The organism is Polaromonas sp. CG_9.11, assembly GCF_015752225.1.
Taxonomy (GTDB): Bacteria; Pseudomonadota; Gammaproteobacteria; order Burkholderiales; family Burkholderiaceae_C; genus Polaromonas.
The window spans coordinates 56,101-75,982 of sequence record NZ_JADOVE010000014.1 but is presented as its reverse complement, the minus strand read 5'-3'; the positions used below and the strand labels follow the sequence as shown (position 1 = coordinate 75,982).

General features: G+C 66.5%; 14 protein-coding genes. 12 read left to right on the top strand and 2 right to left on the bottom strand.

Translation table 11 applies throughout. The annotated features are described in order from the left end of the window. Positions 1-53 precede the first annotated feature (53 nt). The 5 genes from glnE to IWX85_RS12760 all read left to right on the top strand — a co-directional run bounded on the left by glnE (position 54) and on the right by IWX85_RS12760 (position 10,739). A complete protein-coding gene (glnE, locus tag IWX85_RS12780) occupies positions 54-3,317 on the top strand; it encodes a bifunctional [glutamate--ammonia ligase]-adenylyl-L-tyrosine phosphorylase/[glutamate--ammonia-ligase] adenylyltransferase (RefSeq protein ID WP_196869993.1) in 3,264 nt (1,087 codons plus the stop codon). A gap of 48 nt (positions 3,318-3,365) precedes the next feature. Then, positions 3,366-4,094 carry a CerR family C-terminal domain-containing protein gene (locus tag IWX85_RS12775; protein WP_036808011.1) on the top strand — a complete coding sequence of 243 codons (729 nt, stop codon included), beginning with the start codon at positions 3,366-3,368 and terminating at the stop codon, positions 4,092-4,094. Continuing rightward, positions 4,091-5,665 (top strand): efflux transporter outer membrane subunit, encoded by a 1,575-nt coding sequence (locus IWX85_RS12770; RefSeq protein ID WP_196869992.1) that lies wholly within the window; start codon positions 4,091-4,093, stop codon positions 5,663-5,665. Before IWX85_RS12775 ends, IWX85_RS12770 begins: the two co-directional genes overlap by 4 nt. 31 nt (positions 5,666-5,696) lie before the next feature. Then, complete coding sequence (locus IWX85_RS12765; RefSeq protein ID WP_196869991.1) at positions 5,697-6,884, top strand: efflux RND transporter periplasmic adaptor subunit; 1,188 nt, start codon at positions 5,697-5,699, stop codon at positions 6,882-6,884. Positions 6,885-7,604: 720 nt separating this feature from the next. After that, complete coding sequence (locus IWX85_RS12760; RefSeq protein ID WP_196869990.1) at positions 7,605-10,739, top strand: efflux RND transporter permease subunit; 3,135 nt, start codon at positions 7,605-7,607, stop codon at positions 10,737-10,739. 803 nt (positions 10,740-11,542) lie between these two features. On the opposite strand, the gene rfaE2 is transcribed toward IWX85_RS12760, so the two are convergent. Together rfaE2 and IWX85_RS12750 are read right to left on the bottom strand one after the other, a co-directional pair. Beyond that, positions 11,543-12,037 (bottom strand): D-glycero-beta-D-manno-heptose 1-phosphate adenylyltransferase, encoded by a 495-nt coding sequence (gene rfaE2, locus IWX85_RS12755; protein WP_196869989.1) that lies wholly within the window; start codon positions 12,035-12,037, stop codon positions 11,543-11,545. A gap of 7 nt (positions 12,038-12,044) precedes the next feature. Beyond that, positions 12,045-12,902, bottom strand: a complete 858-nt coding sequence (locus IWX85_RS12750) for a ferritin-like domain-containing protein (protein ID WP_196869988.1) — start codon at positions 12,900-12,902, stop codon at positions 12,045-12,047. 224 nt (positions 12,903-13,126) lie between these two features. On the opposite strand from IWX85_RS12750, the gene IWX85_RS12745 reads away from it, so the two are divergent. The 7 genes from IWX85_RS12745 (at position 13,127) to IWX85_RS12715 (ending at position 19,872) form a co-directional block, all read left to right on the top strand. Beyond that, positions 13,127-13,717, top strand: coding sequence for a glutathione peroxidase (locus tag IWX85_RS12745; protein WP_196869987.1), 591 nt, complete (start codon positions 13,127-13,129; stop codon positions 13,715-13,717). Between the two features lie 289 nt (positions 13,718-14,006). Continuing rightward, positions 14,007-15,350 carry an NAD(P)/FAD-dependent oxidoreductase gene (locus IWX85_RS12740; RefSeq protein WP_036807961.1) on the top strand — a complete coding sequence of 448 codons (1,344 nt, stop codon included), beginning with the start codon at positions 14,007-14,009 and terminating at the stop codon, positions 15,348-15,350. Continuing rightward, positions 15,347-16,132 carry a DUF1365 domain-containing protein gene (locus IWX85_RS12735; protein WP_196869986.1) on the top strand — a complete coding sequence of 262 codons (786 nt, stop codon included), beginning with the start codon at positions 15,347-15,349 and terminating at the stop codon, positions 16,130-16,132. The genes IWX85_RS12740 and IWX85_RS12735 overlap by 4 nt, the downstream gene beginning before the upstream one ends. Further along, positions 16,129-17,367 (top strand): cyclopropane-fatty-acyl-phospholipid synthase family protein, encoded by a 1,239-nt coding sequence (locus tag IWX85_RS12730; protein WP_196869985.1) that lies wholly within the window; start codon positions 16,129-16,131, stop codon positions 17,365-17,367. The genes IWX85_RS12735 and IWX85_RS12730 overlap by 4 nt, the downstream gene beginning before the upstream one ends. A gap of 8 nt (positions 17,368-17,375) precedes the next feature. After that, positions 17,376-17,966, top strand: coding sequence for a chalcone isomerase family protein (locus tag IWX85_RS12725; protein ID WP_196869984.1), 591 nt, complete (start codon positions 17,376-17,378; stop codon positions 17,964-17,966). Beyond that, entirely contained in the window at positions 17,963-19,306 is a 1,344-nt protein-coding gene (locus tag IWX85_RS12720; protein ID WP_196869983.1) for an MFS transporter, read from the top strand. Before IWX85_RS12725 ends, IWX85_RS12720 begins: the two co-directional genes overlap by 4 nt. Beyond that, complete coding sequence (locus tag IWX85_RS12715; protein WP_196869982.1) at positions 19,303-19,872, top strand: DUF3833 domain-containing protein; 570 nt, start codon at positions 19,303-19,305, stop codon at positions 19,870-19,872. Before IWX85_RS12720 ends, IWX85_RS12715 begins: the two co-directional genes overlap by 4 nt. The last annotated feature ends 10 nt before the right edge of the window (positions 19,873-19,882 follow it).

Sequence of the window (19,882 nt, the reverse complement as noted above, 5' to 3'; positions counted from 1 at the left end):
CGACGGTTTGACCGGCCGGCGCAGAACCACGAAGTTTGTGAAGTAGTGTTGTGATGACTGATTCCTCGACTGGCTGTGCAGTAACTCCCGCTCCCGCAGGGCCAACCCCTCCTGATGCCTCGCCGGATGCCTCGTCCTATTCGCGCTTCGTCCAGCGCATTCGCCGGCGCTATGCCGAGCAGATGCCGCTGCTGGCCACCGGCGCGCCGCTGCGCCCGGCAATGCAGTCCGCGCTTGATGCGCTGCTGTCCAGCGGCTTGGACACCGGCGCAGCACTGCGCGTGCTGCGCCAGCTGGTGCTGGAACGGCTGGCGGTGCTGGACTGTAGCCCCCACGCTCCGCCGCTTTGCGGGTCGCTGCCCCCCGGGGGGGCCACTGCGCCTGCGGCCTGGCAAAGCCAGTTCCGCGGCCCTGGCTTGCAGGGGGATGGCCCCCACGCTCTGCCGCTTCGCGGGTCGCTGCCCCCCGGGGGGGCCACTGCGCCTGCGGCCTGCGCTACGCATGATTCGCAGCCTGGCGTTCCGCTGCAGGTGGTGACCCGCGCCATGACCGAGCTGGCCGAACTGGCGCTTGACGTGGCCATGCAGCACTCCCGGGCCGCACTCGATGAACAGCACGGCGCGCCCCAGGCCACCGGCGGCGGGCCGGCGCGGATGTGGGTGGTCGGCATGGGCAAGCTGGGCGCGCGCGAACTCAATGTGTCCAGCGACATCGACCTGATCTATGTGTATGACCACGACGGCGATACCGCCGGCCGCCCGGATGGCCGGGGACAGGTTTCCAACCACGAGTATTTCGCGCGCCAGGTCCGGGCGGTGTTCAGCCTGATTGGCGAGGCCACCGAGCACGGCTTTGTGTTCCGGGTGGACCTGGCGCTGCGGCCAAACGGCAATTCGGGTCCGGCCGCCGTCTCGCTCAGCGCGCTGGAGGAATACTTCCAGGCGCAGGGCCGCGAATGGGAGCGCTTTGCCTGGCTCAAGAGCCGGGTCGTGGCGCCGCTCGAATGCATCGGGAACGGCTCGGCGCAGGCCTTGCGCGGCGCGGTGCTGCCCTTCGTCTTTCGCCGCTACCTCGACTACAGCGTGTTTGACGCACTGCGGGTGTTGCACCGGCAGATCCGCGAGCATGCGGCCAAGCGTTGCGCCGGCCACCCGGAACGCGCCAACGACGTGAAGATGTCGCGCGGCGGCATCCGCGAGATTGAATTCACCGTGCAGGTGCTGCAGGTGGTGCGCGGCGGGCAGTTCCCCGAGTTGCGCACCCGCTCCACGCTGGAAGCGCTGCAGCGCGTGGCGCATGCCGGCCTGATGCCGCAGGACACTGCCGACGCCATGGCCCGGGCTTACGAATTCCTGCGCCGCGTCGAGCACCGCATCCAGTACCTGGACGACCAGCAGACCCATGTGCTGCCGACCCGCGACGATGACCTGGCCTGGATTGCCGCCACGATGGGTTACGCCAACGGCTGCCTGTTCCTGCATGACCTGGACACGCACCGTGAACTGGTCGCCGGCGAATTCGACATCCTGCTCGGCGGCCAGCCCGAATGCAAGGGCAAGGGTTGCCGGCCGGGCGCCTCGCCGGCGCAGCAGCTCGACGACCTGCTGGAGCAGCTGCCGCCCGACTGGCCGGTGCTGTTCCGAAGCCGGCTGGCCGCGTGGCACCAGCATCCGCGCATCCTGTCGCTGCGCGAGGATTCGCGTGCGCGCCTGAGCCGCCTGGTGCAGCGGACCGCCCAGTGGCTGATGGAAGGTCAGGTGAGCGAAGAGGCGGCGCTGCGGCTGATCGACTGGATCGAGCCGCTGCTGCGGCGCGAGAGCTACCTGGCGCTGCTGATGGAGCGCCCGTCGGTGCATGAGCGGCTGCTCGGGCTGCTCGGCGCGGCCCGGTGGCCGGCCCGCTACCTGATGCAGCACCCCGGCGTGATCGACGAACTCGCCAGCGACGAGCTGATGCATGAGCGCTTTGACGCCGCCGCCTTTTCCCGCGATTTGCAGCAGCGCCTGGCTTCGCTGCGGCGCACCGGCGAGGATGACGAGGAAACCTGCCTGAACCTGTTGCGCCGCGCCCACCACGTCGAGGTGTTCCGTACCCTGGCGCGCGATGTCGAGGGCGTACTCACCGTCGAGCAGGTTGCCGACGACCTGAGCGCCCTGGCCGAGGTGATCCTGGACATCACCGTGCAATGGTGCTGGCAGCACCTGAAAAACCGGCACCGCGAGACCCCCTGCTTCGGCATCATTGCCTACGGCAAGCTGGGCGGCAAGGAACTGGGCTACGGCAGCGACCTGGACATTGTCTTTGTCTACGACGACGACGACGAACGCGCGCCCGAGGTGTATGCCAGCTTCGTGCGCAAGCTGATCAATTGGCTGACCCTGAAGACCGCCGAAGGCGACCTGTACGAGATTGACACCGCGCTGCGGCCCAACGGCAATTCCGGCCTGCTGGTCACGCCGTTCGAGGCATTTGCCAACTACCAGCAGCGGCGCGGCAGCAACACCGCCTGGACATGGGAGCACCAGGCGATGACGCGCGCCCGGTGTGTGGTGGCCCCCACGCTCCCCGCTGCGTGTGGGTCGCTGCAGGAATGTAGCCCCCACGCTCCGCCGCTTCGCGGGTCGCTGCCCCCCGAGGGGGCGCTGCGCCTGCGGCCCGGCGAAGCCGGTTCCGCGGCCCCTGCTGGCTTGGAAAGTTCAGCCCCCACGCTCCCCGCTGCGTGTGGGTCGCTGCCCCCCGAGGGGGCGCTGCGCCTGCGGCCCGGCGAAGCCGGTTCCGCGGCCCCTGCTGGTTTGGAAAGTTCAGCCCCTACGCGCGCCGAGGGGGTTGTTCCGCCTGAGGGCGGCCCGTCGGCGGAACCTGCGCCTTCGCTGCGCCAGCGCTTTGACGAGGTGCGCCGGGCGGTGATCACGGCGCCGCGCGACCCCCGGGCGCTGAGCCGTGAAATTGTCGAGATGCGCCAGAAAGTGCGCGGCGCACACCCGGTCCGGGGCGGCAAGTTCGACGTCAAGCACAGCGTTGGCGGCATGGTCGATGCCGAATTCGCGGTGCAGTTCCTGGTGTTGTCGCAGGCCGGGCAGCACCCCGAACTGGTCGACAACGTCGGCAACATCGCGCTGCTGCAGCGCGCGGAAACGGCCGGCCTGCTGCCCGACGGCGTCGGCCAGCGCGCCGCCATTGCCTACCGCGAACTGCGACGCGTGCAGCACCGTGCGCGCCTGAACGAAGAACCGACGCAGGTCACGCCGCCCGCCTTGCAGGCCGAGCAGGGTGCCATTCAGGCGCTGTGGGACGCCTGCTTCAAGTCAAACGATTGATTTAACTAAATCAATCGTTTGATTGATTTATGTGCTGTAATCCGGCGCATGATTTCAAGCGACCCCACACCACCCGCTGCCGAGCCGCGCAAGCAGCGCGCCGATGGTGCCGAAGCCCGGCTGCTGCTGCTGCACGCGGCGCTGCGGCTGTTTGCCGAAAAAGGCTTTGCCAAGACCTCGACGCGCGAGATTGCCCTGGCCGCCGGCGCCAACCTTGCCGCCATCAGCTACTACTTCGGCGACAAGGCCGGGCTGTACCGCGCCGCCTTCACCGAACCGATGGGCTGCACCGAAAGCGACCTGACGCTGCTCGACCAGCCGGATTTGAGCCTGCGCCAGTCGCTGCACGGCTTCATGGCGAATTTTTTGGCCCCGATGAAACAGGGCGAACTGGTGCAGCAATGCACCCGCCTGCACTTTCGCGAAATGCTCGAACCCACCGGCGTCTGGGCCGAGGAGATCGACAACGGCATCAAGCCGGCGCATGCGGCGCTGGTGGCCCTGCTGGGTCGGCGCCTGGGCTTGCCGCAAGCCGATGATGGCCTGCACCGGCTGGCCTTCAGCATCACCGGCCTGGCCGTGCAGCTGTTCGTCACGCGCGACATCGTGCAGGCCATCCGTCCCCGGCTGCTCGACCCCGAAGGCATCGACGCCTGGCTCGACCAGATGGTGAATTACGCCGAAGCCATGGTGAACATCGAGGCGGCGCAGCGCAGCGCCGCCCCTGCGCAGGCCTCCCTGCCCCCCCACAGCAACGCCAGCCAGGCCGCCGCATGAAACCCCACACCGTCCTTTTTTGCGTCCTCCTGCCGCTGGGGCTGGGCGCTTGCGCCACGGCCAACGTTCCGGGCGCGGTGTCGGCCCCCGTGCCGGCGCAGTGGTCCGCGTCCTTGCCGCCGCAAGCCAGTCACTCAGGCAATGACGGGCTGCCGGAAAAACCACACCAGGGCAGCTTGACCGGCCTGACGCAGTGGTGGCAGCAGCAGGGTGACCCGTTGCTGGTCGAGCTGATTGCCGCCGCGCAGGCCGTCAGCCCGACGGTGGCAACGGCACGCTCGCGCATCGAGCAGTCGCGCGCCACGCGGGTCGCGGCCGGCGCCGCCCTGGGGCCGTCGCTCGAGGCCTCGGCCAGCGTCAACCGGGGGCGTTCGCTGCAAAGCGGCGTCGGGTCCGACCCAGCGCCCATCGTCACGACCACGCAGGGCGGCTTGCAGGCCAGCTGGGAAATCGATGTGTTCGGCGGCCACCGCGCCAGCCGCAATGCCGCCGATGAACGCTTGGCGGGCGCAGAGGCGCAATGGCACGATGCCCGGGTGTCGGTGGCAGCCGAAGTAGCGAGTCAGTATTACAGCCTGCGCAGCTGCGGCCAGCTGGCACAGGTGACGCGCAGCGACGCCGCCTCGCGCCAGGAAACCGCGCGCTTGTCCGGCCTGAGCACCCGCGCCGGCTTCACCGCGCCGGCCACCGATGCGCTGGCCCGCGCCAGTGCCGCCGAAGCCAGCGGCCGCGCCACGCAGCAAAGCGCCCAGTGCGAACTGGACCTCAAGGCGCTGGTCGCCCTGACCGGCCTGCCGGAGCCTGATTTAAAGCAAAAAGTGGTTCTAGCGCAATACCCGCCTGCGCAAGCAGCTATTTTTTCAATAGCAAGCGTGCCGGCTGACGCGCTGGCGCAGCGGCCCGACGTGTTCAGCGCCGCACGCGACGTGGCCGCGGCCAGCGCCGACGTGGGCAGCGCCGACGCCCAGCGCTACCCGCGCCTGAGTTTGGGCGGCGCGATTGGCGCGTCAAACTTTCGCAGCAGCGGCCTGTCGGCCAGCCTGACAACCTGGTCCATCGGCCCGCTAGCGCTGAGCGTGCCGCTGTTCGACGGCGGGCGCCGCGCCGCCGACGTGCAGGCCGCGCAGGCGCGCTACGACGAAGCCGCTGCGCTCTACCGCGCCAAGGTGCGCCAGGCGGTGCGCGAGGTTGAAGAAGCGCTGGTCAGCCTGCAAAGCACCGCCGCGCGCGCAGGCGATGCGCAAACCGCGGTGGCCGGCTACCGCGCCGCGTTCACCGGTACCGAAGCGCGCTTTCAGAGCGGCCTGGCCAGCCTGGTCGAACTGGAAGACGCGCGCCGCAGCCAGCTGGCCGCGCAGACCACGCAGGTCTTGCTGCAGCGCGAGCGCCGGTCCGCCTGGGTCGCGCTGTACCGCGCCATAGGCGGCGGCTGGACGCCCGCGCTGGCTGGCCCCGAGAAGCGTGCCAACGCCAACGCCATCGCCGGCGTGGCTGCCACCGCCATGATCGCGCCCTCCCTCACGCCCGCCGCGTCCATCGAAGCATTTACCGCCGTGCCCGCCAGCCGCTGAACCTGCCCATCGTTCCGATCCTCCTCACGCCATGCAAAAATTCAAACTCAAGCCCGTCATCGTGATCACTTTTGTTGTGGTCGCCGTGGCGACCGGCGCGTTCTTTTACTTTTCCGCGCCCAAGACCACTGCGGCGGCCGCCGGCGTTCAGACCGCGCCCAAGCCGGCGCTGACCGTCACGGCTGCCTTGCCCGAAACCACCCGCCTGGCGATCCGGCTGTCGGCCAACGGCAACATCGCCGCCTGGCAGGAGGCCGTCATCGGCGCTGAATCCACCGGCCTGCGGCTGACCGAGGTGCGCGTCAACGTCGGTGACGTGGTCAAGGCCGGCCAGGTGCTGGCGACGTTCTCCACCGACAGCGTGCAGGCCGACGTGGCGCAGGCGCGCGCCAGCCTGCTCGAAGCCCAGGCCAACGCCGCCGATGCCGCCGCCAACGCCGAGCGGGCGCGCAGCCTGCAAAGCTCGGGCGCGCTGAGCACGCAGCAGATCAACCAGTATTTAACAACCGAAAAGACCGCCAGGGCGCGCGCCGAAGCCGCGCAGTCGGTGCTCGGTGCGCAGCAGTTGCGCGGCCGGCAAACGCAGGTGCTGGCGCCCGACAGCGGCGTGATTTCGGCGCGCACCGCCACCGTCGGTTCGGTGGTCGGCAGCGGCGCGGAATTGTTTCGCCTGATCCGTCAGGGCCGGCTGGAGTGGCGCGCCGAAGTCACATCGGCCGAACTGGGCCGCATTGCCGTCGGCACGCCGGTCAGCGTGGTGCCAGCCAGCGGCGGCGAGCTGCGCGGCCGGGTGCGCATGGTCGCGCCCAGCGTCGATCCGCAGACGCGCGCGGCGCTGGTGTATGTCGATCTGCCGGCATCAGGCAAAACGTCAACCGCCAAGGCCGGCATGTTCGCCCGTGGCGAATTCGAACTCGGCGCCACCGACGCGCTGACCGTTCCACAGCGCGCGCTGGTGGTGCGCGACGGCTTCAACTACCTGTTCCACCTGGGCGAAGGCAACCGCGTCAGCCAGCTCAAGGTGCAGACCGGCCGGCTGGCAGGCGATCGCGTCGAGGTGGTTTCAGGCTTGCCAGCGGACGCCCGCATCGTCGTCAATGGCGCCGGTTTCCTGAACGACGGCGACCTGGTGCGTGTGGGCCAGGAATCCGAATCCGATACGGCTCCTGCGCAGGCTGCATCTGCGCCAGCAACTATTAAAACAGGAGCAAAACCATGAAGGCTCCGTTTCACGCCGTCCAAATTCCGCAACAGAACAACTTTCCCAACCGGGCCTCGCGTTTACTCCCTCTCCCTCCGGGAGAGGGCGGGGGTGAGGGCTCCCCGACCCCGCTTTTTGGCGGCGGCTTCCCCTTGCCAGCACCCTCACCCCAACCCTCTCCCACAAGTGGGAGAGGGAGCAAGAAAACGCTTCAAACCAAGTGCGCCTGCGCCTGCCCCCTCCGGGAAAAGCGCCCCATTGGGAACCCTGGCACGCAGGTAAACCTATGGACTGCGAACGGCCCGCATTTCAAGCCAAATCAGCCTCCAGCGCTCTTAACCTATGCGCCAACAGCTATCAAAGCAGGAGCAAAACCATGAACGCTCCGTTTCACGCCGTCCAAATTCCGCAACGGAACAACTTTCCCAACCGGGCCTCGCGTTTACGCCCTCTCCCTCCGGGAGAGGGCGGGGGTGAGGGCTCCCCGACCCCGCTTTTTGGCGGCGGCTTCCCCTTGCCAGCACCCTCACCCCAACCCTCTCCCACAGGTGGGAGAGGGAGCAAGAAAACGCTTCAAACGATGTGCACCTGCGCCTGCCCCCTCCGTGAAAAGTGTCCCACGGGAAACCCTGGCGCGCAGGTGAACCTATGGCTCGCACAAGTCCCAAAATTCAAGCCAAATAAGCCTTTAGCGCTTTCATCCTATGCGCCAACAGCTATCAAAGCAGGAGCAACGCCATGAACGTCTCCTCCTGGTCGATCAAGAACCCGATTCCGGCGGTGATGCTGTTCGTGCTGCTCACCTTCGGCGGCATCCTGTCCTTCAACGCCATGAAGGTGCAGAACTTTCCCGACATTGACGTGCCCACCGTCAGCGTCTCGGCGTCATTGCCCGGCGCAGCACCCGCGCAGCTGGAAACCGAGGTCGCCCGCAAGCTCGAAAACTCGATTGCCACGGTGCAGGGCCTGAAGCACATCATGACCAAGGTGCAGGACGGCGGCGTCAGCATCACCGCCGAGTTCCGCCTGGAAAAGCCGGTGCAGGAAGCGGTGGACGATGTGCGTTCGGCCGTGGCGCGGGTGCGCTCGGACCTGCCCGCCGACGTGCGCGACCCGGTGGTCACCAAGGTCGATCTGGCCGGCCAGCCGATCCTGGCCTTCACCATTGCCTCCAGCCGCTTGGACGCCGAGGCGCTGTCGTGGTTTGTCGACAACGACATTTCACGCAAGCTGCTGGCGGTGCGCGGCGTGGGCGCGGTGAGCCGCGTCGGCGGCGTGACGCGCGAAGTGCGCGTGGCGCTGGACGCGTCCAGGCTGCAGGCGCTGGGTGCGTCGGCATCGGACATTTCGCGCCAGCTCAAGCAAGTGCAGACGGAAAGCGCCGGCGGCCGCACCGACCTGGGCGGCAGCGAGCAGCCGGTGCGCACGCTGGCCACGGTCAAGTCGGCGCAGGCACTGGGCGAACTCGAATTGGCGCTGAGCGACGGCCGCAAAATCCGCCTGAACGACGTGGCCACGGTCAGCGACACCGTGTCCGACCCGCGTTCGGCCGCGCTGCTCGACGGCAAGCCAGTGGTCGGTTTTGAAGTCGCCCGCAGCCGGGGCGAGAGCGAAGTCGCCGTCGGCGCGGCGGTGCAGGTGGCGCTCACGGAGCTTCAGCGCCAGCACCCCGACCTGCAACTCACCGAAGCCTTCAATTTCGTCAAGCCGGTCGAGGAAGAATACGACGGCTCGATGCACCTGCTGTACGAAGGCGGCATTCTGGCGGTGCTGGTGGTGTGGCTGTTTTTGCGCGACTGGCGCGCCACCTTTGTCTCGGCCGTGGCGCTGCCGCTGTCGGTGATTCCGGCCTTCATCGGCATGCAGCTGCTGGGCTTTTCAATCAACATCATCAGCCTGCTGGCGCTGTCGCTGGTCATCGGCATCCTGGTTGACGACGCGATTGTCGAGGTCGAGAACATCGTGCGGCACCTGCGCATGGGCAAGACGCCGTACCAGGCGGCGATGGAAGCGGCCGACGAGATTGGCCTGGCGGTGGTCGCCACCACCTTCACGCTGGTCGCGGTGTTCTTGCCGACGGCCTTCATGAGCGGCATTGCGGGCAAGTTCTTCAAGCAGTTCGGCTGGACGGCGGCGCTGGCCGTCACCGCCTCGCTGATCGTGGCGCGGGTGCTGACGCCGATGATGGCGGCGTATATGCTGAAACCCATCGTCGGCGACCACCAGGAACCCGGCTGGCTGAAGGCCTACATGCGCGCCGCCGCCTGGTGCCTGAAGCACCGCGTCGTCACCATGGTCGCGGCGACGCTGTTTTTTGTCGGCTCGGTTGCGCTGATTCCGCTGCTGCCCACCGGCTTCATTCCGCCCGACGACAACTCGCAAACCCAGGTTTACCTGGAGTTGCAGCCTGGCAGCAGCCTGAAGCAGACCGAAGCCGCCGCCGAGCAGGCGCGGCTGTTGATTGCCAAGGTCGAGCATGTGCGCAGCATCTACACCACGATTGGCGGCGGCACGGCAGGCAGCGACCCGTTTGCCGGCTCCGGCGCGGCGGAAACCCGCAAGGCCACGCTGACCGTGCTGCTGGCCGAGCGCGGCGACCGGCCGCGCAAGCAGGGCATCGAGAACAAGATGCGCACCGCGCTCGAATCCCTGCCCGGCGTGCGCAGCAAGGTCGGCCTGGGCGGCTCGGGTGAAAAATACATCCTGGTGCTGACCAGCGAAGACCCGCTGGCACTCAGTTCCGCCGCGCGTGCCGTCGAAAAAGACCTGCGCTCCATTCCAGGCCTGGGCAGCGTGGCGTCGAGCGCCAGTTTGATTCGCCCCGAGATTGCCGTGCGGCCCGACTTTGCCCGCGCCGCCGACCTGGGCGTGACCAGCGCCGCCATCGGCGAAACCCTGCGCATCGCCACGCTGGGCGACTACGACGTGGCGCTGCCCAAGCTCAACCTGTCCGAGCGCCAGGTGCCGATCGTCGTCAAGCTGGCCGATGCCGCGCGCCAGGATTTGAGCGTGCTGGAGCGCCTCTCGGTGCCGGGCAGCAAGGGCCCGGTGATGCTCGGCCAGGTCGCCACGCTGGAGATGGCCAGCGGCCCGGCCATCATCGACCGCTACGACCGCTCGCGCAACGTCAACTTCGAGATTGAGCTGTCAGGCCTGCCACTGGGCGACGTGACCAAGGCGGTGAAGGCGCTGCCCGCCGTCAGAAACCTGCCGCCGGGTGTGAAGGTGGTGGAAATTGGCGACGCCGAGGTCATGGGCGAGCTGTTCGCCAGTTTTGGCCTGGCGATGCTGACCGGCGTGCTGTGCATCTACATCGTGCTGGTGCTGCTGTTCAAGGACTTCTTGCACCCGGTGACGATTCTGGCCGCCTTGCCCTTGTCTTTGGGTGGCGCGTTTGTCGGCCTGTTGATCGCCGACAAGAGCTTTTCCATGCCGTCGCTGATCGGCCTGATCATGCTGATGGGCATTGCCACCAAGAACTCGATTTTGCTGGTCGAGTACGCCATCGTGGCCCGGCGCGGGCATGACGGCAGCGACGGCCGGCCGGCGGTACCTAGCATGAGCCGCTGGGATGCGCTGCTGGACGCCTGCCACAAACGCGCCCGGCCGATCATCATGACGACGCTGGCGATGGGTGCGGGCATGCTGCCGATTGCGCTGGGCTTTGGGACGGCCGATTCGAGCTTTCGCTCGCCGATGGCGGTGGCGGTGATTGGCGGGCTGATCACCTCGACGGTATTGAGTCTGCTGGTGGTGCCGGCGGTGTTCACCTATATGGATGATCTGGAGCAGTTCATTCGGCGCATGGCGGGGCGGGTGCGGGGCAAGCCGGTGGAGGGGGCGGCTGTGCGGGTTGGGGATGTGGGGCGTTGAGCTTGCGGCCGCAGTGGCTGCTTGCGCTGCATGCTATTGGATTCGTAGCGTATTTAGCGCTTCGGGATTTTGCTGGCCGGGGGTAGCCCGGCGGCTACTCACTTTCTTTGCTTCGCCAAAGAAAGTAAGCAAAGAAAGGCGACCCCTGCTGTCCGCGACCCCTTCGCTTCGCTGCGGGGCACCCTGCGGTACTCGCTTCAGGCGGGGTCCGCGCAAACTCGCCTGCGGCTCAAACAGCGCGCGGCCCTGATCCGCCTGAAGCTCCGTTCCTCAGCGCGGACAGAAGGGGTGGGAAATGGAATACGAAAACAAATACCAGCAGCCGAACAGCCGAACAGCCGAACAGCCGAACAGCCGAACAGCCGAACAGCCGAACAGCCGAACAGCCGAAGTCAAACAGACATCGCCCCCAATAAATAAAAAATACTACAAATTTAATAGCTGCTTGGGCACGCGCCACCTGCGCAAAGGGCACTTTTGACTCCGAATGCGCTCCCGAATCCCCTCCCCACCCCGTTCTGGCTGGGCCTGTGATGGGTGACAAAAACGGGATCAGGGCCGCGCGCTGTTTGAGCCGAAGGCGAGTTTGCGCGGACCCCCGCTTTTGTCGCTCATCACAGGTTGCCCGAAGCGAAGCGCAGGGACCCAGACAGTCGGGTCGCCTTTTCTTTGGTGACTTTCTTTTGGCGAAGCAAAAGACAAGTTACTTGCCGCCGGGCAACCCCCGGCCAGCAAATCCAGGCAAAGCAAACCACGCTACGAATTCAACAGCCGGCGATCCAAGCCTTGAATGAAAGCCAGGTTCAAGCCCCAGAAGACCCCGCGCGAATCTTCTTCACCAGCGCCGTCGTCGAATACCCCTCAACGAACGCAATCGCCAGCGCCCGGCCGCCATAAGCCTTCACCACCGCCGTCTCGGCCAGCGTGTCCATGTCGTAATCGCCGCCCTTGACCAGCACGTCGGGCTTGAGTTCGGCAATCAATTCCAGCGGCGTGTCCTCGTCAAACCACGTCACCAAACTGACCGATTCCAGCGCCGCCATCAGCACCGCCCGGTCGTCCTGCGGGTTCAGCGGCCGGTCCGGGCCTTTGCCCAGTCGCCGGGCCGAAGCGTCGGTGTTGAGTGCCACCACCAAACTGGCACCGAGCTGGCGCGCCTGCGCCAGGTAAGTCGCGTGGCCGCAGTGCAGCACATCGAACACGCCATTGGTGAACACCACCGGCCGGGGCAGCGCGGCCAGACGATCGGCGGCGTCGTTGCGGTTGACGATCTTGTTCAAAAAGGCAGGCGGCTTCATAGGGCTTTCAGGCAGGGTCCGGCGCGTGGACCGCCGCGAGCTGGCGACCCAGTTCCTTGCGGTAGTGGTTGAGCTGCTGGACGGTCTTGAACGGCTGGCCCAGCAAAAGCCCCAGATTGTGCAGGATGCGCTCGACAACTTTAGTTTCCCACACCGCGTCGAAGCGGATCTGCGTGTCGAGCCAGTGCGCCAGCCACTCGGGGTCGGGCAGGCGGCTCTGGATGGTGTCATGCGGAAACAAGGCCTTGTTGACATGCAGGTTGGTCGGGTGCAGCGCCTGCGCGGTGCGCCGGGCGCTGGCCATCAGCACGCCGACCTTGGCAAAGGCCGTCCTGGCGTCGTCGCCGGATGTGGCGATGGCGCGCTTCATGTAGCGCAAATAGGCGCCACCGTGGCGCGCCTCGTCCTGGCTGAGGCGGGTGTAGATCTGCTGAATGACCGGCTCGGTATGCCACTGGCTGGCGCAGCGGTACCAATGGTTCAGGCGGATTTCGCCACAAAAGTGCAGCATCAGCGTTTCCAGCGGCGGCGCAGGCTCGAACTCGAAGCGCACCGCGTGCAACTCGGCCTCGGTCGGCACCAGCTCGGGCCTGAAACGCCGCAAATAGTCCATCAGCACCAGCGAATGCTTTTGCTCCTCGAAAAACCAGATCGACATGAAGGCCGAAAAATCGCTGTCGCCCCGGTTGTCGCGCAGGAACATTTCGGTCGCCGGCAGTGCCGACCATTCGGTGATTGCGTTCATGCGGATGGTCTGGGCCTGCTCGTCGGTCAGCAGTGACGCATCGAACGTGGACCAGGGAATATCGGTTTCCATATTCCAGCGGACAGCTTCGAGCTGTTTGAACAATTCAGGGTAAAGCATGGGGGCTCCTAGGTCAGTCGGTACGCGCTGTGGCGCGTACCGGATGGGGTCTGGCCGGATTGTTATTGATTTCAGCAAAACACCATCGCGGCCAGTGCTTTCAGGGCCATGGACGCCTCCCTTGGCCCGGACGGAAAAACCGGGCGCGCCATCCCAAAAAAATTTGAATCCATGTGCTGAGCTGGTGCGTATAAGCTCAAACCCTTTTTTGTTGAGAACAAGCCATGCAAGCCTTTTCCCTCGTTCCCCTGACCCTGGCGCTGTTGGCCGGCGTGGCATCGGCCGCTTCTCCGGCCAGGTCAGCAGCGCCCGAAGCGCCGGCTCAGGCGCAAACCTGCCCTGCCGTTTTGCAACAAAACGTGCTGCGCCTGCAGGACGAAAAACCGCAGTCGCTGTGCCAGTACAGCGGCAAGGTGGTGGTGGTCGTCAACACGGCCAGCTTTTGCGGCTTCACGCCGCAGTACCAGGGCCTGGAAGCGTTGTACAACAAATACCAGGGACGCGGGCTGGTGGTGCTCGGCTTTCCGTCGAATGATTTTTCGCAGGAATCCGGCAGCAACAAGGATATTGCCGAATTTTGCGAGAGCACCTTCGGCGTGAAATTTCCCATGTTCACCAAGACCACCGTGAGCGGCAAGGACGCCAGCCCGCTGTTCAGGCAACTGTCCGCCGCCAGCGGCACGCCCGTGCGCTGGAACTTCTACAAGTACATCGTTTCGCGCGACGGCCTGGCCGTGACCGCCTTCAACGCGATGACCGATCCTGGCAGCCCCAAGTTCGTCGCTGAAATCGAAAAGCAGCTGGCCCGGCCATGAACACGGCAGGCGCCTGCGCAAAAGCCGCCAGCGGCTTAACAAAACTTTACCGACCGACAATCCGGCGCAGGGGAACTCGCTTAGGCTCCGGGAACTCCTACAGCCTGCCTTGCTCGGGTGGCGAATCAGCGCCGGACCAAGGCCACCACAGTTTCATTGTTGCGAAGCCTTTCCGGCCCTCCAGGCCGGCCTGTACACCCGGGGCGGTTTTACTCCTCCCTCACTCCCTTGTTCGCACCGGGGCGCTTCGCAGCATTTTTATATTTCCCTCTGACCCGGGAGCGCAGGCATGAGCCTTTCCCTCCCCAAGGTGGCCATCGTCGGCTCGGGCATTTCGGGTCTGGCGGCGGCGCATGCCCTGAAGGGCCGGGCGCGCATCACCCTGTTCGAGGCGGGCGACTATTTCGGCGGCCACACGCACACCGTCGATGTCACGCTGCCCACGCCGAATGGCCCGGTCAGCCACGGCGTGGACACCGGTTTTCTGGTGTTCAACGAACGCACCTACCCGAACCTGATTGCACTGTTTGCCGAACTGGGTGTTGAAACCGCCCGCTCGGACATGTCGTTTTCGGTGAAGGCGCCCGGCGCGACGGGCGGACGGGCGCTGGAATGGAGCGGCTCCAGCCTGAACAGCGTGTTTGCCCAGCGCGGCAACCTGGTCAGCTGGAAATTCCTGCGCATGCTGCGCGACATCGTTCGCTTCAACCGCATCACCACCGCGCTGGCGCTGTCGGACGCCGAGGCCGCCATGGTCCAGCCGCTGGGCGATTTTTTGCGTGATCAGGAATTTTCGACCGAGTTTCGCGACTGGTATTTTTTGCCGATGATGGGCTGCATCTGGTCCTGCCCGACCGACCAGATGCTGCAGTTTCCGGTGGCCACCATGGTCCGCTTTTGCCACAACCACGGCTTGATCCAGGTCACCGACCGGCCGCAGTGGTGGACGGTCAGGGGCGGTGCGCGCCACTATGTCGAAAAAATCGTCGCCGGCATTGCCGACAAGCGGCTGAACACGCCGGTAGAGCGCATTGAGCGCGATGCCGGGGCGCTGCGCGGCGGCGTGCGCATCGTCACGCCCAACGCCATCGAGCATTTCGACAAGGTGGTGCTGGCCACGCATTCCGACCAGTCGCTGGCGCTGCTGCCGGACGCCAGCAGTGCCGAGCGCAGGGTGCTGGGCGCCATCCGTTACCAGGCCAACCGCGCCGTGCTGCACACCGACAGCACCGTGCTGCCGCGCAAAAAGATCGCCTGGGCGGCCTGGAACTACGAACGCGCCGCCGGCATGGACCGCGAATCGTCCGGCGTGTGCCTGCATTACCTGCTCAACCTGCTGCAGCCGCTGCCCTTTGCCCAGCCGCTGCTGGTGTCGCTCAATCCGCTGCAGGCGATTGCGCCGGCCCATATCCTGGGCGAATACGACTACATGCACCCGGTGTTCGACCAGGCCGCGATCCAGGCGCAGCAACTGCTGCCGGCATTGCAGGGCCGGCAGCACAGCTACTTCTGCGGCGCCTGGACCGGCTACGGCTTTCACGAAGACGGCCTGAAGTCGGGCATGAACGCCGCCCGGTTGCTGCTGGCGCAGCACGCGCACGCGGCGCCGGCCCTGCAAGGCGAGCCGGCATGACCCGCCCGCCGGTGCACGACGTGCCGCTGATCGGCTTCGGCCAGGTCATGCACAAACGCCTGCGCCCGGTGGCCAACGCCTTCAACTACCCCACTTATTTCCTGATGCTGCCGATGCGCAGCCTGCAGCGCCACGGCAGCGGCGCGCTGGCGTACAACCGGCGTGGCGCGCTGAGTTTCTTCGACTGCGACCATGGCGATGGCGGCCACAACGCGCTGGCCTGGCTCGACGCCCTGATGCTGCGCGAAGGCGTGCAAGACGCGGGCGGCGAAGCCTGGCTGCACACCTATCCGCGCGTGCTCGGCTACACCTTCAAGCCGGTCAGCTTCTGGTATTGCCACCGGCCGGACGGCAGCCTGCGCGCCATCGTCGTCGAGGTGAACAACACCTTTGGCGAGCGCCATTGCTACCTGCTGGACGCACCCCGGTACGGCCAGGAACTCAGCGCCGACAAGGTGTTCCATGTCTCGCCGTTTTGCACGCTGGCCGGCGGCTACCGCTTTCGTTTCCTGCGCAGCGACAGCCATGGCGTGCAGAAAACCGTCGCCCGCATCGACTACCACGACAACCTGGACGACCCGTCCGGCGCGCTGCTGCAGACCAGCGTCAGCGGCACGCTGGAGCCGGTGACCCGTGCCAGCCTGCGCAAGGCGCTGTGGCGCTACCCGGCCATGACGCTGGGCGTGATGGCGCGCATCCACTGGCAAGCCTTCAGGCTGTGGCGCAAACGCATTCCCTTCGTCAGCAAACCCGAGCTTCCCAAAAATACCGTGACGCGATGACCACTCTCAACCCGACCTCTGCTCCCGCCATCCAGCCCATCCCTCGCGACGCGCCCGGCGCCGCGCGTACCGCCCTGAAGATGCTGCGGCGCCTGAAGCACGGCACGCTCACGCTGCAACTGCCCGATGGCGCGCTGCAGCGTTTTGGCTCGGGCACGGCGCCCATGGCCAGCCTGCATTTGCACAACTGGAAACCATGCAGCGCCGCACTGCGCTCGGGCGACATCGGTTTTGCCGAAAGCTATATCGCCGGCGACTGGACCACGCCGCACCTGGCCGACCTGCTCGAACTGCTGATCATCAACCGCCAGGAAGTCGAAAGTGCGATTTACGGCAGCTGGCTGGGCCGCCTGGCCTACCGCGTCAAGCACCTGCTGAACCGCAACACCAAGGCCAACAGCCAGAAGAACATCCATGCCCATTACGACCTGGGCAATGCCTTTTATGCGCTGTGGCTGGACAGCACCATGAACTATTCGTCGGCGATTTTCGAGTCGCCTGAAACCACGATGGTTGACGGCCAGCATGCCAAGGTGCGCCGCGCGCTGACCCTGGCGCAGGTCAAGCCCGGTGACCGGGTGCTCGAAATCGGCTGCGGCTGGGGCGCGCTGGCGGAAATGGCGACCTGCGAATTCGGCGCCTCCGTCGTCGGCGTCACGCTGAGCACCGAGCAGCTCGACTGGGCTAGGGAGCGCATGGCCCGCCTGGGAGCGTCCGACGAAGCTGACTTGCGATTACAGGACTACCGCGATATTGGCAAGACCACGCCGGACGAGCCCTTCGACGCGATCTGCTCGATCGAGATGGTCGAGGCGGTCGGCCGCGAATACTGGCCTGAATACTTCAAGACCGTGGCGCGCCTGCTCAAGCCCGGCGGCCATGCCTGCATCCAGAGCATCGTGATTGACGACGCGCTGTTCGAGCGTTACATCGGCTCGACTGACTTTATCCAGCAGTACATCTTTCCGGGCGGCTGCCTGCCGTGTCCGCGCGAATTCCGGGTGCAGGCCGAGGCGGCGGGTTTTGACATCGTTGACGAGTTTTCGTTTGGCCAGGACTATGCGCGCACGCTGCGGCTCTGGCGCGACGACTTCCTGGCACAGGAGCAACGCGTGCTGCAACTCGGTTTTGACAAAAGGTTCATCCGCATCTGGGAGTTCTACCTAGCCTACTGCGAGGCGGCCTTTGCGCAGGGCAACACCAGCGTGATGCAGTTCACGCTGCGCAAGCGCTGACGCCGGCCATGAAGCACGCGCTGCTTGCCGGTTTCGCCGCGTTGCTGTGGTCCGGTGCGGCGCTGGCGCAACCGGCGGCACCGCCCGCCGCGCCCGAGCGGGCTGCCAGCCCTGTCAGCGCGCCGTCATCGCGGCCCGAGTTGGGCGCCCTGCCCCGAGCCAGACTCATCGGGCAGGCGCGGCTGACGGTCTGGGGATTCGACATCTATGACGCCCGCCTGTGGGCGCCCGCCCCTTTCAGCGCCGACAGCGTTGCCGCATCGGCGCTGGCGCTGGAACTGAACTACCTGCGCAATTTCCAGGCGGCCGACATTGCCGAGCGCTCCTTGAAGGAAATGCGCCGCAGCCAGCCGGTCAGCGACGCGCAAGCCGCGCTGTGGACAGCCGAACTGCTGCGGGTGATTCCGGACGTGCGCAAGGGCGACCGCATCACGGCCGTGCACCGGCCCGGGCAGGGCGCGGCCTTCTGGGTCAATGGCCGGGCCAGCGGCGAGGTGCTTGATACCGACTTTGCCCGGCGGTTCTTCGGCATCTGGCTGTCGCCCGACACCTCCGAGCCCCGGATGCGCGAAGCCCTGCTGGCAGGCAGCGGCGAATGAGCGGGGCGGCGGCTTCGCAGGCCACGCCTTCGCCGGCGACTGCGCCGTCGAAGCTTGAGGCCGAGCCCGAGACTTTTTCGGCCCGCAACGGCCTGGCCTACGGCCTGCTGGGCCTGCCGCTGGCCTTCGTGGCGCTGCCGCTCTACGTCATCCTGCCCAACCACTATGCGCGCGAATTCGGCATGCCGCTGGCGCTGCTGGGCGCAATATTGCTCGGTGCCCGGTTGTTTGACGCGCTAATCGACCCGCTGCTGGGCCGGCTCAGCGACCGGCTGTTTGCGCGCTCTCCCGCCTCGGTGCTGCGCCTGGGCGCACTGGCGGCGGTGGCGCTGGCGCTGGGCTTTACCCTGCTGTTCTTTCCGCTGCAGACGGTGCAGGATTCGCCGTTCGCACTGGCCGCCTGGGCCGGCGCCAGCCTGGTGCTGACCTATGCGGCCTACAGCGCGCTCAGCGTGTCGCACCAGTCCTGGGGCGCGATGCTGGGCGGCAACGAGGCGCAGCGCAGCCGCATCGTCGCCTGGCGTGAAGGACTTGGCCTGGTCGGCGTGGTCTTGGCATCCATTACGCCGGTAGCGCTTGGCCTGCCTGCGACCACAGCTCTCTTTTTTGTAGCGCTGCTGGCCGGCTGGCTGGCCTGGCGCCGGGCGCCCGTGCCAATGGCGCGGCGCACCGGCCAGGCGCCAGCGGCCGGCGCGCTGTGGCTGCCCTGGCGCTCGCGCGCCTTTCGCCGGCTGCTGGCGGTGTTCATGCTGAACGGCATTGCCAGCGCGGTGCCGGCCACGCTGGTGCTGTTTTTCATCCAGGACCGGCTGCAGGCGCCGGCCAGCATGGAGCCGCTGTTCCTGGGCAGCTATTTTCTGGCGGCGGCGCTGTCAATTCCGCTCTGGCTGGTGGTCGTCAAGCGGCTGGGGTTGGCGCGCACCTGGCTGGTCGGCATGGCGCTGGCAATTGCCGTATTTGCCTGGGCCTCGCAGCTGGGCGCTGGTCAGACCGTCGCCTTTGCGCTGGTCTGCGCGCTGTCGGGCGTGGCGCTGGGCACCGACCTAGCGCTGCCCGGCGCATTGCTGGCCGGCGTGATCCAGGCCGATGGCCAGTCCGGCCAGGCCGAAGGCGCTTACTTCGGCTGGTGGAATTTCGCCACCAAGCTCAACCTGGCGCTGGCCGCCGGGCTGGCGCTGCCGCTGCTCGGGGCGTTTGGCTATGCGCCCGGCAGCCGCGACGCCGCCGCGCTGGACGCGCTGGTGGTAGCCTATTGCGTGCTGCCCTGCCTCTTGAAGTTGCTGGCGGCGGCCAGCGCCTGGTTTTTCCTGATCCACCCTTCTGAAAGCGTCCCCGCATGACCTTCATCCCCACACCCAACCGGCTTCTCAAGGGCGCCTTGCCGGCGCTCCTGCTGTCGCTGACGCTGCTGGCGGGCTGCGCCGGCCCGAAAGTCGCCGACTACGCGGCCGAGCAGCCGGTGCTGGACATGCGCCAGTACTTCAACGGCACGCTGGACGCCTACGGCATCTTCACCGACCGCTCGGGCAAGGTCGTCAAGCGCTTCACCGTCGTCATGACCTGCAGCTGGAGCGGCCCGCCCGGCGCAGAGACCGGCGTGCTGGATGAAAACTTCACCTATTCCGACGGCACCAAGGACCGCCGCGTCTGGACGCTCAAGCGCCAGCCGGACGGGCGTTACACCGGCACCGCCGGCGATGTGGTGGGCGAGGCCGCCGGTCAGGAAAAAGGCAATGCGTTTCGCTGGGGCTACACCCTGAAGCTGCCGGTCGATGGCCGCATCATCGAGGTGCAGTTTGACGACTGGATGTATCTGATGAACGACAAGGTGATGCTGAACAAGGCGAAGATGAGCAAGTTCGGTGTTGGGCTGGGCGAGGTCACGCTGTCGTTCGTGAAGCGGTAAAAAAGCACAA

Excerpts from the sequence above, each read along its gene's own strand:
- IWX85_RS12770 (WP_196869992.1), top strand. The coding sequence starts at position 4,091 with ATGAAACCCCACACCGTCCTTTTTTGCGTCCTCCTGCCGCTGGGGCTG.
- glnE (WP_196869993.1), top strand. The coding sequence starts at position 54 with ATGACTGATTCCTCGACTGGCTGTGCAGTAACTCCCGCTCCCGCAGGG.
- IWX85_RS12750 (WP_196869988.1), bottom strand. The coding sequence starts at position 12,902 with ATGCTTTACCCTGAATTGTTCAAACAGCTCGAAGCTGTCCGCTGGAAT.
- IWX85_RS12775 (WP_036808011.1), top strand. The coding sequence starts at position 3,366 with ATGATTTCAAGCGACCCCACACCACCCGCTGCCGAGCCGCGCAAGCAG.
- IWX85_RS12745 (WP_196869987.1), top strand. The coding sequence starts at position 13,127 with ATGCAAGCCTTTTCCCTCGTTCCCCTGACCCTGGCGCTGTTGGCCGGC.
- IWX85_RS12765 (WP_196869991.1), top strand. The coding sequence starts at position 5,697 with ATGCAAAAATTCAAACTCAAGCCCGTCATCGTGATCACTTTTGTTGTG.
- rfaE2 (WP_196869989.1), bottom strand. The coding sequence starts at position 12,037 with ATGAAGCCGCCTGCCTTTTTGAACAAGATCGTCAACCGCAACGACGCC.
- IWX85_RS12725 (WP_196869984.1), top strand. The coding sequence starts at position 17,376 with ATGAAGCACGCGCTGCTTGCCGGTTTCGCCGCGTTGCTGTGGTCCGGT.
- IWX85_RS12740 (WP_036807961.1), top strand. The coding sequence starts at position 14,007 with ATGAGCCTTTCCCTCCCCAAGGTGGCCATCGTCGGCTCGGGCATTTCG.
- IWX85_RS12735 (WP_196869986.1), top strand. The coding sequence starts at position 15,347 with ATGACCCGCCCGCCGGTGCACGACGTGCCGCTGATCGGCTTCGGCCAG.
- IWX85_RS12720 (WP_196869983.1), top strand. The coding sequence starts at position 17,963 with ATGAGCGGGGCGGCGGCTTCGCAGGCCACGCCTTCGCCGGCGACTGCG.
- IWX85_RS12730 (WP_196869985.1), top strand. The coding sequence starts at position 16,129 with ATGACCACTCTCAACCCGACCTCTGCTCCCGCCATCCAGCCCATCCCT.
- IWX85_RS12760 (WP_196869990.1), top strand. The coding sequence starts at position 7,605 with ATGAACGTCTCCTCCTGGTCGATCAAGAACCCGATTCCGGCGGTGATG.
- IWX85_RS12715 (WP_196869982.1), top strand. The coding sequence starts at position 19,303 with ATGACCTTCATCCCCACACCCAACCGGCTTCTCAAGGGCGCCTTGCCG.